This window comes from Nostoc sp., assembly GCF_036917415.1.
In the GTDB taxonomy this organism is placed as follows: domain Bacteria; phylum Cyanobacteriota; class Cyanobacteriia; order Cyanobacteriales; family Nostocaceae; genus Nostoc.
Map to the genome: position 1 here is coordinate 36,230 of NZ_JBALDJ010000061.1, position 17,001 is coordinate 53,230.

Consider the following 17,001-nt stretch of genomic DNA (forward strand, 5'->3'; position numbering starts at 1 on the left):
TAATTAAAGCATTAATTGTTTTAGTTGTTGAATATCAATTTTTCTACAATTAATCAATTTATTGGTTATAAATGGGCAATTACTGACTCCATAATAGATGCCATTTTCTCTACACTATATTTTTCTAAACATCTATTTCTCGCTTTTTTACCTATTTCGTTAGCTGTTTCTAAATCTTGAAATATTAATTTAATTTGTTCTGCAATTTGTTCTGGAGAAGCTGGATCGACTAAATAACCAACTTCATTTAAAATTTCGGGAATATCTCCTACTCGTGTTGCTAAAACTGGCTTTGCCATTGCCATACCATCCATGAGTTTAATCGGAAATTGTGCCCTTGCCACAGATGTATCTCGTTGAGGAACTACTACAATATGGGCCGCAGCTACGACTTCCGGCATTTGTTCTATTGACGTTTGAGGCAGCATAATAATCCACTGTCCCCAGCGTTCAATCAACTGTTCATCATAGTTATCGTAAGGATTACCACCAACAATCACTAGCCTGAAGTCAGATTCTTGTAACTGGTCAAGTGCTATTAAAACATCCTCTAGACCCTTGTGCGGTCGAGGCGCACCAGGGAACATGAGAACGCGGTATTCAGCTAAACCATATTTTTGGCGACTGATTTGCGGATCGTACTTTTGGGGATCAAACAAGCAAGTATCTTTGCCATTGGGTATATAAATACCACCAAAACGATTCAGCAAAAATTGAGTATCTGCTGTAATAGCGTCGGCACGATTAATCAATGACTCCATCCACTTTAAGTAAAGTGGATGGTCTGGATTCCTTAAAGCACCTTCTTTTTTTAGAAGTTCTCTAGCTAGCTGTTTCAAATTAGGGCGATACTGCCACTCATCGCCGCCATACCAACTTAATTCCCAATCATCAATATCTAAAATTACTGGTCTATGGCTGCGGATTTTATTAATTAAAGCTACACCATAGCTTGTAGGTTTTGGTTTAACAGCGCAGATAATATCTCCATCTATCTTATTTAAAATTTGCCTGACAGAACCGAACAATTGTGGATAATCGCATCCTGGTAGACAGAAAATTGCTAGATCGGATGGTGGCTCTGGATAAATATTTTTTCCAAATAAAAATCCTAATACTTCTACTTCATAATTTAATTTTTTAAAAATTTGACTTAGCAAATATGCTCTGTCAATTCCACCTTTAGAAAAGTTAGGGGTGAGGATTGAAACCTTTAATTTTTTATTTTGTTTATTCATAATAAATTAGGTGTCAGTCCATCAATATACAAAGTTTTTTTGAGAAATTTTTAAGATTTCCTGGTAAAGTGTCAGCATCTCTGAAGCAACAGTATCCATTGTACGTACTAGCTGGATACCTTGACGTAATTTAGCTAGTAAATCGGCGTCTTTGGCTAAAGTGGCGATCGCTTCAGCCCATGCTTGGACATCTTTTGCTGGAACTAACCAACCATCGATGCCGTGACGGACTAACTCAGCAATTCCTCCTAAATTTGAACCGAGTACGGGAATACCCATAGCTTGTGCTTCTAAAGCAACTATAGGCCCAGTTTCTAACCACTGCGACGGTATTGCTAGGATATCGAAACCTGCTAATGCGTCTGGTACTGCTTCGCGTGAAAGTGGTTCAGCAATCCGAATCCGGCGATCGCGAGCAGCGATCGCCATAACTTTTTCACGATTGGCAGCACCGTATTTTCCCGGATGAGTAGCATGAATAATTAACTCTACAGATACATCATTTGGTAGACTATGTACCGCTTCTACTAAAACTTGTACCCCTTTAGTTTCTTGCCAGCGACCCAAAAAGCCGATTTTTAATGTATTTTGGAGTTTGTTTGGTGTTACTTCGCGTTTGAAAGTGTTAGCAACACCTTGCCGACAGACAGTAAGTTTTTCGGGAGTAACGTTGTTTGCAACAAAAGCATTGTATTGCCAATTACTCGTTACAACAATGCGATCGGCTAGTTTTACTAGTTGCATCAAATTGCGTCTATGTTGAGACACTAGAGTAGGAATGCCAAGAGTTTTACCAAGTAGGCGTAGCTTGAAATTTTTAGAGGTAAGTAATTTTGTTTCTGCTGCTACCCCAACATCCAAGGGAACTCGGCTTAAAGCCTTGAGCATCCAAGGTGCTACTTGCTTTGGTACTCCCAAACATTGACTACAATTAACAGAGTCAATCAGCCCATCGCAAGGTTCTTTGTCCCAGCGCATCATCGTACCACGCAGACATATAGGCTCAGGCATATGGACGGTAACAACAGTAGCCATTCCTAACTGGCGGGCGAGAGCAAGATGATGTAAACCGCAGTCAAATCGCCATGAATGTTGATGGTATACATCGGCTCGATTGTTTTCTAGCCAATTAGCAAAAGTTTTAAAGCCTCCGTGGGGTAGCTGTTTGTGTGCCTGTATCTTACTGGGGTTAGGAAAAACAGGATAACGATAAACTGAGATGCCATTGTATTCGTAAGTATCTTCTTCTGTACCTTGTTGAGGAGCAGCAACAATACTTTCGAGTCCATGTACTTGTAAGCCATGCAGTAGTGAATCTAAGTATACTTCAACACCACCTGATGAATCTGGAAAATACCAGCTAGTTGTATGGATTAGCTTCATCTATGAACCTGCAAAGAAAAAATTGGAAAGCTCATTTTTTTTACCATGATTGATTGTTCTATTTTTCATTATTAACATCTATCTTTTATAAATAACCGGAAGTGAATCTATAAAATTCTGTACTAATTAGTAAGTATGTACGAATAAAAATTTTTCGATTACTGATTTTGGGTTTTTGAGTAAATAAGACAATTTAGGGCAAAAATAACAGAATAAATCTAACTTAGCTTTTACACTTCCTCCCAGAGAAATTTTACTGATATGCCCAGATCATAATTTATAGTTACTTAGCATAGTTTTAAGTATTATTACGGTTGCATACTATCATAGTATTTATGGACTTTCTCAACCTTTTCTCACTGAGATATTTAAGATTGCTGATAAATTCCAAAGTATTTACTGGAAAGGGAGATATTAAGTAATGCAAGTAATCAGGCTTGAGGCACTCTCAGATAATTACATATTTTTGCTGGTAGATCGCCAGCAACAAATTGCTGCTGTTGTCGATCCAGCAGAGGCTGAACCAGTACTAAAGCAACTTGCACAGTTAAAAGCTGAGTTGGTAGCGATTTTCAACACACACCACCACAATGACCATGTAGGCGGCAATCAGCAATTAATAAAACACTTCCCGCAACTAACAGTCTACGGTGGCGTCGAAGATCGCGGGCGAATTCCGGGACAGCAGGTGTTTTTGCAACAAGGCGATCGCGTCCAGTTTGCAGATCGCATAGCCGAAGTTATTTTTGTTCCCGGACATACCCGCGCTCATATCGCTTACTACTTTCCCCCTGAAAAATCTGGTGAGACAGGCGATTTATTTTGCGGCGATACCTTATTTTCTGGCGGTTGCGGTCGCTTATTTGAAGGAACACCAACTCAAATGGTGGACTCTTTAAGCAAACTCCGCTCTTTACCAGATGATACACGTATCTGGTGTGCCCACGAATACACTTTAGGAAATTTGCAATTTGCCCTAACTGTGGATGGCGACAATGCCGACTTACAAAAACGCTTCAATGAAGTGAAAAATGATCGTAGTCGAGGAGAAGCTACTATCCCCTCGCTGCTGGGAATGGAAAAGCGAACCAATCCCTTTTTACGTTGGGATCAGCCATCATTACAATCAACCGTTAAAGGTAGCGATGGAGTGCAAACCTTTGCGCGGATACGAGAAATGAAAAATAACTTTTAGATATTGGGCATTGGGCATTGATTATTCTCCCCTGCTCCCATTTCTCCAATTTTCTAGCGCTAATAGTTGCGATCGCACCCTTCCTTTCGCTAGGATCTGTAAGCTTTAGGGTATGGGCAAAGCTACTTGGGACAATATACTCATTTCAGGAGTTCTAAGTTCGGAAAAAACACTCGTTATTCAGGACTGTTTACTCAGCACTGGCTCAACCCATGCTACCGCTAACAGCACTGTTTTAGTGAGCTATGCTGCCCAAACCCACCCAAATTAATCAGATTTTACAGGAAAAACGAAAAACGATGGCGAAACGCGTGCAGTTAGTTTTAAATCAGGATATCAGCAAGCTGGGGAAATCTGGCGACTTAGTGGAAGTAGCTCCTGGCTACGCTCGTAACTATCTGATTCCCCAGAAATTGGCAACCAATGCCACTCCTGGTATTCTCAAGCAAGTAGAACGCCGTCGCGAGCAAGAACGTCAACGGCAATTAGAACTTAGACAACAAGCTCTTGAGCAAAAAGAATCTTTAGAAAAAGTTGGCAGCTTGACAATTGCCAAGCCCGTTGGTGAAAACGAAGCAATTTTCGGTACTATCACCACCCAAGATGTTGTAGATGCAATTAAGGCAGCCACCGGTCAGGAAATCGATCGGCGTGGAATTACCATCCCCGATATTAACCACCTTGGTACTTATCAAGCCGAAATTAAGCTGCATTCGGAAGTAGCGGCGCAAGTCGATATTCAAGTCGTCGCTAGCTAACTCAGAAGGGAGACGCAGCGATGAGGGGGATGAGTCTCTAGCAAAAGACGCGATTAATCGCGTCTCTAGCAAAATCTTTAATCGCGTCTCTAGCAAAATCTCAAAACTAAAATCGTTTATGGCTGAAGAACTGAGTTTTAAAGGTGATGGTAGCGATGCCTACGGCGGTAAACTACGCCTCCCACCACAAAATATTGAGGCGGAAGAAGCGATTTTGGGGGGGATTTTGCTAGATCCAGAAGCGATTAGTCGAGTTAGCGATCGCCTCCTTCCTGAAGCTTTTTACATTAGCGCTCACAAAGGTATTTATCAAGCAGCTGTCAGACTCCACGCCCAAGGTAAACCCACAGACTTACTCTCAGTCACCAGTTGGCTGACTGACCATGATTTACTTGCCCAGATAGGTGGTAGAAATAAATTAGCAACTCTGGTAGATCGTACAGTGTCAGCCGTGAATATCGACGCCTTAGCAGGGTTAGTCATGGAAAAATACCTGCGGCGACAGTTAATTAAAGCTGGCAATGAAATTGTACATCTTGGTTACGAAACAGAAACCGAGTTACCAACTGTTTTAGATCAAGCAGAACAGAAAGTATTTGGCGTTACTCAAGAGCGTCCCCAATCGGGTTTAGTTCACATTTCTGATACCCTAATTAATAATTTCCAGGATATTGAAGATAGAAATCAAGGCATCGCCTTACCTGGAATTCCTTGCGGATTTTACGATTTAGATGCCATGACCAGCGGCTTTCAGCGTTCTGATTTAATCATTGTCGCGGGCCGCCCATCAATGGGGAAAACCGCATTTTGCTTAAACCTTGCTCATAATATCGCCGCTTCTTATAAGTTACCAGTTGCTTTTTTCAGCTTGGAAATGTCCAAAGAGCAACTGACGCAACGTTTATTAGCTAGTGAAGCGCAAATTGAAAGTAGTTATTTGCGAACTGGCCGCCTCAGTCAAACACAGTGGGAACCTTTAAGCCGTGCTATTGGTATCCTCTCTGAAATGCCAATTTATATTGATGACACGCCGAATATTACAGTTACACAAATGCGTAGTCAGTCAAGAAGACTGCAAGCTGAAATAGGAACTGAGTTAGGATTAATTGTAATAGATTACCTGCAATTGATGGAAGGAGCAGGTGATAATCGCGTACAAGAATTATCAAAAATTACGCGTCAACTCAAAGGTTTAGCGCGTGAATTATCTGTACCAGTTATTGCCTTATCTCAGTTGAGCCGAGGGGTGGAGGCACGTACTAACAAACGCCCGATGTTATCTGATTTGAGAGAATCTGGTTGTTTAGCAGGCGATAGTCTAGTGACATTAGTAGATAGCGGACTGCAAGTACCAATTAGGGAATTAGCAGGTAAATCTGGTTTTGCAGTTTGGGCGTTGAACGAAGCTACAATGCAGCTAGAAAAAGCAATTGTTAGCAATGCTTTTTCCACTGGTGTAAAGCCTCTGTTTACTTTAACAACTCGATTGGGTCGAAAAATCCGTGCCACAGGTAATCACAAGTTTTTAACAATTAATGGCTGGAAAAGACTTGATGAATTAACTCCTAAACAACATCTATGTTTACCAAGACATCTCCCCAGTCCTGGTAAACAAACCATGACTTATGCCGAAGTCGCATTATTAGGGCATTTAATTGGCGACGGTTGCACATTGCCACGTCATGCCATACAGTACACCACTAGAGAGATAGATTTAGCTCAGAATGTTGCTTTCTTGGCAACAGAAGTTTTTGGAGATTCAATTGTTCCTAGAATTTCACCTGAACGTGGGTGGTATCAAGTTTATTTATCCGCAGGACAGAATCTAACTCATCGTGTGAGAAATCCAATAGCCAAATGGCTAGACTCTCTCGGTGTTTTTGGTTTAAGGTCTTATGAAAAATTTGTACCTGAAGAATTGTTCTCACAACCCCAAGAGTTAATAGGTTGCTTTCTAAGACACCTTTGGAGTACAGATGGCTGTATAAAATTGGTTGCAGGAAAAAACTTAAGACCTATTGCATATTATGCAACAAGTAGCCAGAGACTAGCTTTTGATATACAGACACTTTTGTTAAGACTTAGCATTAACGCAACACTCAGGACAGTTCCTCAAGTTGGGAAAGGCAGAAATCAATATCATGTAATAATCACTGGTAAGCCCGATCTGCAATTGTTTATTATTCATGTTGGAGCAGTAGGAGAATATAAGCTACGTTCACTCCAAGATATTTTCCAACACTTTGAAAACAGTATTCACAACCCTAATAGAGATGTAATTCCGAAGGATGTTTGGAAAATAGAGGTTGTACCTGCGATGCAAGCTATTGGCTTCACGACACGGATATTACAAGCCTCCATTGGAGTTTCGTTTTGTGGGTCTACTCTTTACAAAGTAAATTTAAGTCGAGAAAGAGCTTTAAAAGTCGGTAACATTGTCCAATCATCTAAACTGGTTACTCTTGCCAAAAGTGATGTTTATTGGGACGAGATACTTTCAATTGAATATAGCGGCGAGGAAGAAGTCTTTGATCTTACAGTTCCTGGTTTGCATAATTTTGTTGCGAATAATATCATTGTCCACAACTCAATAGAACAAGACGCCGATTTAGTAATCATGTTGTACCGCGATGAATATTACTCTCCCGATACTCCCGATCGCGGCATTGCAGAAGTAATTATAGCTAAACACCGCAATGGCCCTACAGGTACTGCGAAACTTTTGTTTAATCCACAATTTACAAAGTTTCAAAATTTAAAAATTTAGCCAGACTGAATAATTATTTGAGCAATGAACGAGCCGGATTTACTCATTAATGATGTATTTTTGTCGAATAGTCATTCTCTATTTGATAGTCTTATATCCATAATTAACTGGGATGAGCGTATACGGGCACGAAAAACAGCTAGCTTTGGTTCACCATATAACTACTCAAACATTTCTTACGAATCATACCCGATGTTGAACGAGTTTCTTCCTATTATTGATAGGCTTGAAAAACACTTTGGGTTTCGACCGAACAACTGTTTAGTCAATTATTACGTAAATGGTAACTCAACAATGGGATTTCACTCTGACTCAATTGATGAACTCATTGATGATACTGGTATCTCTATTATTTCGTTAGGGGCTGAAAGAATAATTACATTTCAGAATAAACAAGACAAAAGCATTGAATATAGTTACTTACTCAAAAGTGGTTCTCTACTTTTTATGTCTCAGAAGACCCAGCAACACTGGAAGCATGGAATTCTCAAGCAACCAGAAACATTCGGGCGTATTAGTCTGACATTTAGGTTGTTGGTATAGTAGCGGTAGTCCGATCAAAGTTACAGATACTTTTCTTATGTTTTCTAGCTATACTTCTGTTTCATCTTTATTCTGAAACAGCTAATTTATTTGATAGGGCATTGAGGACAGAGAGAATAGAAACTTCTTTTAATAATTCCCCCTTGTCCACAGTACCCAATCCCCAGTTCCCAGTTCCTATTTAACTCCCAGCAATTCCACTTCAAAAATTAGAGTTGCATTGGGTGGAATCACGCCACCAGCACCACGAGCGCCGTAGCCTAACTCAGATGGGATAATTAACTTACGAAGACCGCCTACTTTCATAGTGCTAAGTCCTTCATCCCAACCTTTGATTACCTGTCCAGCACCGATTTTAAAGCTGAAGGGTTGGCCGCGATCGCGTGAACTATCAAACTGAGTACCATCTTCTAGAGTGCCGACATAGTGAACTTCAACCGTTTGTCCAGGTTTAGGAGTCGCCCCAGTCCCCTCTTTTAACTCCACATACTTTAATCCAGAGGGAGTGGTTACGGCATTAGCATCAGACATAGTATTACTCGCAATTAAGATATTGTTTTCAGTTACAGCTGTGGATGCTGGCGGCGTTTGGGTTAACTCGGCAGCAATAGCAGTATTATGTTTACTGCTTACTTGCCCCACAATCAAAAGCACAACACACACCAGCATGAACGCCACGCTGAGGAAAATTGGTTTCAAAATCAGTTCTCCTTACTTAAGTATCCTGGCAAAAAGATTACCAACAGGACACATTTAGTTTAAATCAGAAAGGGCATTCTAACGCCAAAGCTTATTTTCCAAATCGCGCAATTGACGCTCTAAACGGTCAATTCTACCCCTCAGTTCATCCACTTCTGACTGACGAGCCACCCCCAAATCCTGCATCATATTTCGCATTTGCCGTTGCATTTGGACATCCAAATTTCCCTGTTCCGACTTTAACTGCTGGGCAATATCATCTATTACCGCCTTGGCTTGCTCAGGGTTGAGCTTGCCATCTTTAACTAAATCATCACTGACTTGCCGCAGTTTTTCTGCGACTATAGAGGTTGTGCCAAGACCCACCATCATTAGCTGTTGCAACCAGTTGTTGTTGTCCATACTCCCTTCCTCTTACTTATTAACCAGCCGACCCTTACTCCTGAGTGTAGGCAATCAAGCTTCTTAAAGCGTAGTTATTCTAGCCTACAGCTCTATTTTGGCAAATTGGCAAGCACAAAGATCAAAGGACGTGGTTATACAACTCCTCAAGTTTAAGGTTGCCCAAATTTACTTATTTCCACGATGTCAGAGGAGATTCCCTCTAAATTACAAAACTCACACTCATCGTTCGTGGGAAGATTTTATCTAGACAGTGCTGAATATCCAAGATTGATCGTTAAAGGAAAAGTTAAATTTGTGTACGCCATTTCTGAAAAGCGATCTCGTAATCCTCTGATTTACTCTGATAAACACTCCACCAATGAAAAAATAGTCCTAACCCCCATCCTAATATTGGGAAAATAGCCCAAAAATAACTAGGACTAGTGATTAAATTTAAGAGAATGAGGAATAAATTCACCGCTAGGAAAGAAACAAAGTGTGTCCAAAAGGCTCTGCGTCGGAAAGTATTAAATGTGTGTCGCGAACGTTCCTCTTCTTGTTGAGCCAACCACTTTTGTTCAGTTGTTTCCAAAATCTTAGAAGAAATGCCTAACTCAGATGCCATTTCTAAAAGCTGTTCTCGTGAAAATTCACCTTCCTGTTTACGAGTGAGTGCTTTTTGCAGGATTTGTTGGACATCTTCTGAATCGTAAGTCATTTTAATTACCTTATAGGTTTGTGTGTAAATGCGCCTTTGATTTCACGAAATTATCGATCGGCTTCGTTCAATTCAATTAGCAAATGCATCCACATTTGGCACCCAATACTTAGTGATATTCACAACACTATTATTTTCTCACAATTGATTTAGGGCTACTGTATTTGTCAATACCTCTATAATTGCTTTGATAAGAGCGATCGCTGTTACGGCATTAAGCTAAAGATTATTAGCAAAAAGATGCATTATGTGGTACAGGAGGCTGGTAGACCGATTCCAGGTAAAGACCCAACTACATTTTGCTGCCTCAATGGAGTAAACATTGCTGAAATCACTCTTTTGAATTTCCAAAAATATTAAATTTAATGGAAGATTTAAAATATCAGCAGCAGTGTACGCTACCTAGTAGTCTGTCAAGTTTGATTTGATCGGTTCGTAGTTTGTGCTTTAGCGCTAACTACAAACAATCCGCACTCCTCAATTATTTCTTGACAGACCAGTGGGAATGCGTCAATAGAGGACTCAATCAATGGGATATGTAATTGCTACTGCCAATATGAAAGGTGGCGTTGGTAAAACCACCCTCACGGTCAACTTAGCTACTTGTTTAGCTAAAAATCATGGCAAACGGGTGCTTGTCCTTGATTTAGACAGCCAGATTAGCGCCACACTCAGTTTGATGTCGCCTTTAGATTTTGCCAAGCTTCGTAAACAAAGTAAGACGTTTAGGTATTTGATAGACCAAGTTATCAATCCAGAACCACAAGCAAAACTCACAATTCAGGATATTGTTCAATCCCAGGTTTGTAATCTTTCCGGACTAGATTTATTACCGGGAGATATCGATTTATATGATGAATTTGTTGTTTCGGAAATGCTGCATCAGCAAGCAACTGCTTTAGGCGAACAGGACTTTGAAACGATTTGGAATCGCTTTGAAAGGGTCTTGATTAATAACATCTTAAAACCAGTACGTCAAGAATATGATTTTATCCTTCTCGATTGTGCCCCTGGCTATAATCTATTGACTCGTAGTGCTTTAGCCGCCAGCGATTTCTACATACTTCCTGCAAAACCAGAACCATTATCTGTAGTAGGTATTCAACTGCTAGAAAGACGGATTGCCCAATTAAAAGATAGTCACGGACATGAAACCAAGATAGATATAAAAATGTTGGGAATTGTATTTAGTATGTCCAGCGCTAACCTGCTCACTGGCAGATACTATAAACAAGTAATGCACCGCGTTGTAGAAGATTTTGGTGTTGAAAAAATTTGTAAGGTACAAATACCAGTTGATGTCAACGTTGCTAAGGCTGTCGATAGTTTTATACCAGCTGTTTTAAATGCTCCTCAATCAGCAGGTTCAAAAGCTTTCTTGCAATTAACTCAGGAGTTATTGCAAAAGCTATAGCTTTAGTCAATCATTGATGAACAACATGATTTCCGACTTGTTAAATTAGAGATAAGAATGTAAAGACGTAGGATTCCTACGTCTTTACAAGGGTTTCAAGCAATGAATAATTTATTTCTGGAGATGTCTATGTCTATTAAGTAGGTCACAAATCTCAACCTTTTAATTTTTATAAAGGTTTGAAGAAAGAGAATTTATACTTACTCGGTGAGAAACAAGCTATATAGAATAAATCTCAAATCCCCAATTTAAAATTCTCTATTCAAGAAAACCTTTAGGCATGAGGTCAATCTAAAATCTAAAATCCACAATTCAGTAACAAATAAGTTATCCTTTCTGAAAGTTCAGCAGTTATACTGAAGCTATAATTGGTGAGATTCAGCTATTGAGTGAAAAGGTCAGTAAATCTCACTAAGAAACAATGGTTAGTAACGATTCTGCGCGGGCACAGAACAATCAGCACTTGCTAATGCGCCTACCACGGACTCTGAGTTATCTCGAAACCTGGGGCTTCGGGTTAACTGGTCATGTTGGATGGATTGGTACCGCCCCCATCATTCATGCAGCGTTAGGGCCAAAAGCTATCTTAGTTTGGTTTTTTGGCACGATTATTTCCTTTTTACTCAACTTGCAGGTACAAAGTCTAGGTAGGCATTGGTCAGATGTCGCCGGAGGAACACCAAACTATACCACAAGGCTATTAAAGAACTTTCCTGGCTTAGGCCGTTACGTAGCATTAGGATACTTTTTTAGCTGGGCCGCAGCACCAGCACTGTATGCGATTATTCTCACTAACTTAATTAAAGTTAATTTTCAAACATTAAATATTTCTTGTCCAGAAACTTTCTTAAAAGTCTTATTTACAGCGATTCCATTTATTTTAGCGTTCAGTGGCACCCGTGCTTTGGCGCTCCTGCATTTATTTTTTGTATTACCAGCGATTTTATTACTGTTATTGTTTTGTGTTCAAGGCGTATTATGGTTAGCCTTCTCATCTGCTAATTTTAATTTTCTCCCAACTAGCGCACATAGCCTGAGCTTCCAAGAATGGGCAAAGTGGTTTTTTCTAGCTAGTTATTCAATTTATGCTTGTGAAACAACTTCTTCTTTTGTTGCTGATAGTCGCCACCCATATAAAACTTTAAAGTTTTTAACCGTAGCTGCTTGGTTAATTCCTCCGGTGTTTCTAGGTGGTTCTTGGGTATTAATGTGTTCTACTCAAAATCCTACAATACGTGATGATGCTTTCTTAAATCTAGTAGCGGCTTCTAAGCCTTTTTGGGGTGAATCTGCCTCTTTTCTAGTAACACTTCTGATTACTATATCTTGCCTTCTAAGTTCTGCTACAGCAGTTTCTAACTCTCCTCGGATATTATACCAGCTTGCCTTAGACAGACAGCTTTCTCCTATATTTGCATTAGTTTCCCGTCAAGGTGTCCTTGGCCCTGCTATTTTGTTGACCTTTCTACTAAGTTTACTTTGTCTAAATTTGGGAAATGTATCTCAACTTGTCACAGTAGCAGGCACCTGTTATCTCATGTCCATTATGGGACTACATCTGGGATTATGGATGTGTCGTGGCAAACCATACGTATTATGGCCTTGGTGGTCACTTGGTTTTTTCTTGTTAGAAGCGGTAGTTCTAATAGTGGGAGGTTTAGCTTGGAACTGGAGAGATTTTTTAGTGGGATTATTATTACCCATTATTTTGACGATTGGAGATTTAGTGCTACGTCGGTTAAGATTTGCGCCATTACACCCAAATTGGTGGGCACAGCGTTACGATACTAAGCCTAATAGAAACAATCCAGACTTTGTAGTATTACAAGTGATTGTTTTAGTATCATTAATTTGTATTACTGCCACAATCAGTTGGGTTATTCGCGATTTTTTAGATAAACATTCTAATAATCCTCAAAATTCTTTCCTAGCGATTTTATTAGTAACGCTTTCTTTTACAGGAGTTGCGATCGCTGGCTGGACAACTTTACCACAAATTATTGCTATTGATGAAGCACGCAAACAAGCAAGAAACCTATTTATTACTACTCTCGATACCGTTCCAGATACTGTTTTAGTATTAGATGAAGACGGAAATATTTCTCAGACAAATACCGCTGCTGAAGAATTATTTCAAACAAGTGTTCAGCAGCTGCTTGGGCAAAACTTGAATCAACTTCTAATATGCTATCGCGGCAAACCGGAGCAATGGTCTATTAGAAGTGAGCAAAGCTTGAAAATTAACCAAGGTTTGCGAATTGTTGAATCGACGATTTCCCAGCCATTTAATTCTCTGCTACGGGAGTATATTGTTATTGTCCGTGACATCACTAAGCGGAAGCTAGCAGAGGAAGAATTAGTCCAGTATCGTTATCAGCTTGAGCAGTTGGTTCTAGAACGCACTATTGAACTTATTAGGGTTAATCAACAACTTCAACAAGACATTGTTATACGTCAAGAAGCACAAGAACAATTACTGCACAACAGTCTTCATGATGGGCTAACTGGATTACCTAATCAACGATTATTTCTGGAGCGGGTGCAGCAGGCAATAGAACAGGCTAAACAGCAAAATAATTATTTATTTGCCGTACTATTCTTAGACCTAGACCGCTTTAAAGTTGTGAATGACAGCCTGGGACATCTACTAGGAAATCAACTTTTGATTGCAATTTCTCATCGGCTAAAGTCAGTTCTGCGAGGCGAAGACATAGTTGCCCGTTTTGGCGGAGATGAGTTCACAATCTTAATTGAGGAAATTGAGGATATCAACACCGCCATACAGGTCGCCGAGCGAATTAAAAAGGTGCTAGCTTTGCCATTTCAATTAAATGAGCATCGGGTGTTTACTAATGTTAGTATTGGTATCGCTTTAAGTAGAGTAGATTATGAGCAAGCAGCGCAGATTCTACGCGATGCTGATGTGGCAATGTATTGTGCCAAATCACTTGGTAAGGCACGTTATGAGGTTTTTGACCCAAAGATGCACGAGGGTGCAGCTTTGCTCTTAGAGTTAGAAACTGCTCTGCGAAATGCGCTGCTAAAGCAAGAAGAATTTCGCCTTGATTACCAGCCAATTGTTTCACTAACAACTGGCAAAATTATTGGATTTGAGGCACTGATACGTTGGTATCATCCAGAACGAGGACTTATTTCCCCTCAAGATTTTATTCCCCTGGCTGAGGAAACTGGAATGATTGTTAGTATCGGGCAATGGGTGCTTTATGAAGCCTGTTACCAAATGCACAAATGGCATAAACAATTTCCTACCTCACAACTTCTGACAATTAGCGTAAATTTTTCTGGTAAACAAATCACGCAACCTGATGTGTTTAAACAGGTTAAACATATTTTGCAGCAAACTGGACTTGAGCCATACTGTTTGAAATTGGAAATTACTGAAAGCTTATTGATGGATAATTTTGAATTAGCTACCACTGTGCTTTCCCAATTAACAGCGCTGAATGTCGAGATGCACATGGATGATTTTGGGACTGGCTATTCATCATTAAGTTATCTACATCGCCTACCAATCAAAACCATTAAGATTGACCGCTCTTTTGTCACCAGTATAGGTAGTCAAGGAGAAAATTTAGAAATTATTCGAGCGATTGTGACATTAGCCCATAATTTAAATATGTCTGTAACAGCAGAAGGCATAGAAACTGTAGACCAATTAGCACAATTGAAAGCTTTACAATGTGATTATGGGCAAGGGTATTTTTTCTTACCACCTATGGAACGGGCAGAAGTAGAAATACTACTTGCTGCTAACTTGTGCGGAAAAAACTTTTTAAAAAGATAAAATCTTGGGAGCAAATTCTGTTTAAAGAAACACCTTGTTAAAGTGGGTGATTAATTTCACTTGGCAATCTATTCTTAGTGTAGTACTGACTGTAGCTGAAAATTATCTACGTTATCAAGCAATCCTTCTTCTAACAACAGTTCGTTAACAAAAGTATCAATTTTGTGCCGATCGATATTTTGCATGACTATAATGTGTACCCAATTTTCAAAAACCGCTAACTGCCACTTTTTAATTAATCTTTGAGAAGGTTTTTGAAACACTACGGTATTGGAAAATTTATTGAGCATACATGGATATTCTCTGATTTTAAGTTGTTGGAAAAGATATTGGGCATTATCTATACAGGTTTTTGCTTCTTTCGCTAATCCATCATAACCTCTTGTTTGCATTGCATACCAGAGAATCAGAGGGGTATGACCGTTTCTAGAACCCAGAATAGTTGTATCTGATGAACCAATGTATTCAATTGCTGTTTCAACTTTTTCTACCCATTTTTTCTTAGTTAAAACTACGCCACAAGGCAAGGGAGAACCAATGAATTTTGCAGAAATAGCTATACTATCTATGGGTTTTTGAAAGTTAACTTGCGGAGCACCATCTAAAAAGGGTAATATTAATCCTGAAAGGGCGGCATCACAATGAATGTAGTAATCTTTAATCTGATTGCGCTCTAAAATTTCGATAATTTTGTCTAAGTTATCAATGGCACCTTTGACAGTAGTCCCAATATTTAAATTGACGATCGCAGGATAATTACGATTTTCGCTAATGAGTTTTTCAAAATGTTCATAATTCATCTCTCCATTAATTTGTGAGTTAACAATATTATGTTGGATGCGGAATAGTTTTGCTGCTTTGGGTATTGAGTAATGAGAGTCTTGTGATGAGTAAAGAATGCCATTAGGGTAGATTTCTCTTGCTAAGAATATTCCATATAAATTACCTTCAGTTCCGCCAGCAGTAACATAACCCCAAAACTCATTTTCTGGAATTTTATAGAGTTGGGCAAAAAAAGATAATACTTCTTGCTCAAACTTACGAGAATGGAGACCAAAATCTGGTTCAATATATGGATCTCCAGCATTATTTAATAGAAAATTAAAAAATTTAGCGATCGCACTGTAATCACAACTTAAATTATATGGATAGCCTGCATGAAACTGCGATCGCTGTTCTATTTGCAGCAGAAAATCAGCCAATTCCTTAGCAATTTTATTTGACATATCTCTGTATCTCTTAAATTTTGATTGAGTTAATGGATGTTTTAAACTAGATTACACGTATTAATCCATACCTTTATTTTTTCTTAATAATGACCCCATTCAGTTCTTTTATAGAACATAATATAGTGAAAATACTGATAAGCATTCAGTAATAATACCCATTTTTTTGCTAAAAAAGTATATTACATTTAGAACTTCTGCATAATACGAAATAACCAGAATGCGTATTACATAAAATATTTTTTCAGTCGCTGATTGCAACCTGATTTAATCACATATTTAACTTTGTGCCAGTTGCGTAATTTCTGGGAATTACTAGGCTATACAGCGAAGTCCGCTTATGCGGACTTCATCAAGCTAAAAAGACATTTCCAGAAATTACAGCTGTTTTCAGGTAAATAGACCACGTGGTAGGGGCACAGCAATGCTCATTGGTGTCAACTTCAGCCGAAAACTATATCAGACAGGCGTTTTGTAAATCCCTCACGCCTTCATCCCCTAACCCCTTCTCCCTTGGGAGAAGGGGAATTGAATGTCTAGCTCCCCTCTCTCTTGGGAGAGGGGCTGGGGGTGAGGGCAAAATGTTTTCACCAAGCGGGTTTAGCGTTAAGTTGACACCAATGAGCAATGCTGCGCCCTTACGACAGATGTGGTTCAAATACATTAGGACTTACGCACAAGTTACGGAATAACGAACCGCAGAGGCACAGAGAAGCCAGTGCGTTGGGCGGGTTCCCCGACTTCTAGCAACTGGCGCGGCACGGAGAAATCAGAGTTTGAGAGATATTTTGCGTAAGTCCTATACATGAAAACTGCTGTAAATATGGGTTATACAGAACCCTAATAGAGACTTAGCACTGCTCGTCTCTAT

At 39.5% G+C, this 17,001-nt stretch carries 12 protein-coding genes; 6 read left to right on the forward strand and 6 right to left on the reverse strand.

Annotated elements, in window-relative coordinates:
- Positions 1-65 precede the first annotated feature (65 nt).
- Entirely contained in the window at positions 66-1,238 is a 1,173-nt protein-coding gene (locus V7K41_RS11850; RefSeq protein ID WP_334848296.1) for a glycosyltransferase family 4 protein, read from the reverse strand.
- A 21-nt stretch (positions 1,239-1,259) separates the two neighbouring features.
- Positions 1,260-2,621: a glycosyltransferase gene (locus tag V7K41_RS11855; RefSeq protein ID WP_334848298.1), complete on the reverse strand. Its 1,362-nt coding sequence runs from the start codon at positions 2,619-2,621 to the stop codon at positions 1,260-1,262.
- A 421-nt stretch (positions 2,622-3,042) separates the two neighbouring features.
- Here V7K41_RS11855 and gloB point away from each other — a divergent pair, with 421 nt between their 5' ends.
- From gloB to V7K41_RS11875, 4 genes are all read left to right on the forward strand, one after another.
- The gene (gene gloB / locus V7K41_RS11860) at positions 3,043-3,816 is read left to right on the forward strand and encodes a hydroxyacylglutathione hydrolase (protein ID WP_334848300.1); all 774 of its coding nucleotides are present in this window, start codon (positions 3,043-3,045) and stop codon (positions 3,814-3,816) included.
- 299 nt (positions 3,817-4,115) lie between these two features.
- A complete protein-coding gene (rplI, locus tag V7K41_RS11865; protein ID WP_094352304.1) occupies positions 4,116-4,574 on the forward strand; it encodes a 50S ribosomal protein L9 in 459 nt (152 codons plus the stop codon).
- Positions 4,575-4,692: 118 nt separating this feature from the next.
- Positions 4,693-7,341: a replicative DNA helicase gene (locus V7K41_RS11870; RefSeq protein WP_334848303.1), complete on the forward strand. Its 2,649-nt coding sequence runs from the start codon at positions 4,693-4,695 to the stop codon at positions 7,339-7,341.
- Positions 7,342-7,365: 24 nt separating this feature from the next.
- Complete coding sequence (locus V7K41_RS11875; protein WP_334848305.1) at positions 7,366-7,884, forward strand: alpha-ketoglutarate-dependent dioxygenase AlkB family protein; 519 nt, start codon at positions 7,366-7,368, stop codon at positions 7,882-7,884.
- A 177-nt stretch (positions 7,885-8,061) separates the two neighbouring features.
- Here V7K41_RS11875 and V7K41_RS11880 read toward each other — a convergent pair whose 3' ends face one another.
- The 3 genes from V7K41_RS11880 to V7K41_RS11890 all read right to left on the reverse strand — a co-directional run bounded on the left by V7K41_RS11880 (position 8,062) and on the right by V7K41_RS11890 (position 9,685).
- The gene (locus tag V7K41_RS11880) at positions 8,062-8,583 is read right to left on the reverse strand and encodes an FKBP-type peptidyl-prolyl cis-trans isomerase (protein WP_334848307.1); all 522 of its coding nucleotides are present in this window, start codon (positions 8,581-8,583) and stop codon (positions 8,062-8,064) included.
- A gap of 78 nt (positions 8,584-8,661) precedes the next feature.
- Positions 8,662-8,985 carry a phasin family protein gene (locus V7K41_RS11885; RefSeq protein WP_104906051.1) on the reverse strand — a complete coding sequence of 108 codons (324 nt, stop codon included), beginning with the start codon at positions 8,983-8,985 and terminating at the stop codon, positions 8,662-8,664.
- Between the two features lie 289 nt (positions 8,986-9,274).
- Positions 9,275-9,685, reverse strand: a complete 411-nt coding sequence (locus tag V7K41_RS11890) for a 2TM domain-containing protein (protein ID WP_292858071.1) — start codon at positions 9,683-9,685, stop codon at positions 9,275-9,277.
- A 529-nt stretch (positions 9,686-10,214) separates the two neighbouring features.
- On the opposite strand from V7K41_RS11890, the gene V7K41_RS11895 reads away from it, so the two are divergent.
- The gene (locus tag V7K41_RS11895) at positions 10,215-11,099 is read left to right on the forward strand and encodes a ParA family protein (protein ID WP_334848312.1); all 885 of its coding nucleotides are present in this window, start codon (positions 10,215-10,217) and stop codon (positions 11,097-11,099) included.
- Between the two features lie 421 nt (positions 11,100-11,520).
- Complete coding sequence (locus tag V7K41_RS11900) at positions 11,521-14,904, forward strand: EAL domain-containing protein (protein WP_334848313.1); 3,384 nt, start codon at positions 11,521-11,523, stop codon at positions 14,902-14,904.
- 74 nt (positions 14,905-14,978) lie between these two features.
- On the opposite strand, the gene V7K41_RS11905 is transcribed toward V7K41_RS11900, so the two are convergent.
- Complete coding sequence (locus tag V7K41_RS11905) at positions 14,979-16,130, reverse strand: histidine decarboxylase (RefSeq protein WP_334848314.1); 1,152 nt, start codon at positions 16,128-16,130, stop codon at positions 14,979-14,981.
- Positions 16,131-17,001: the final 871 nt, after the last annotated feature.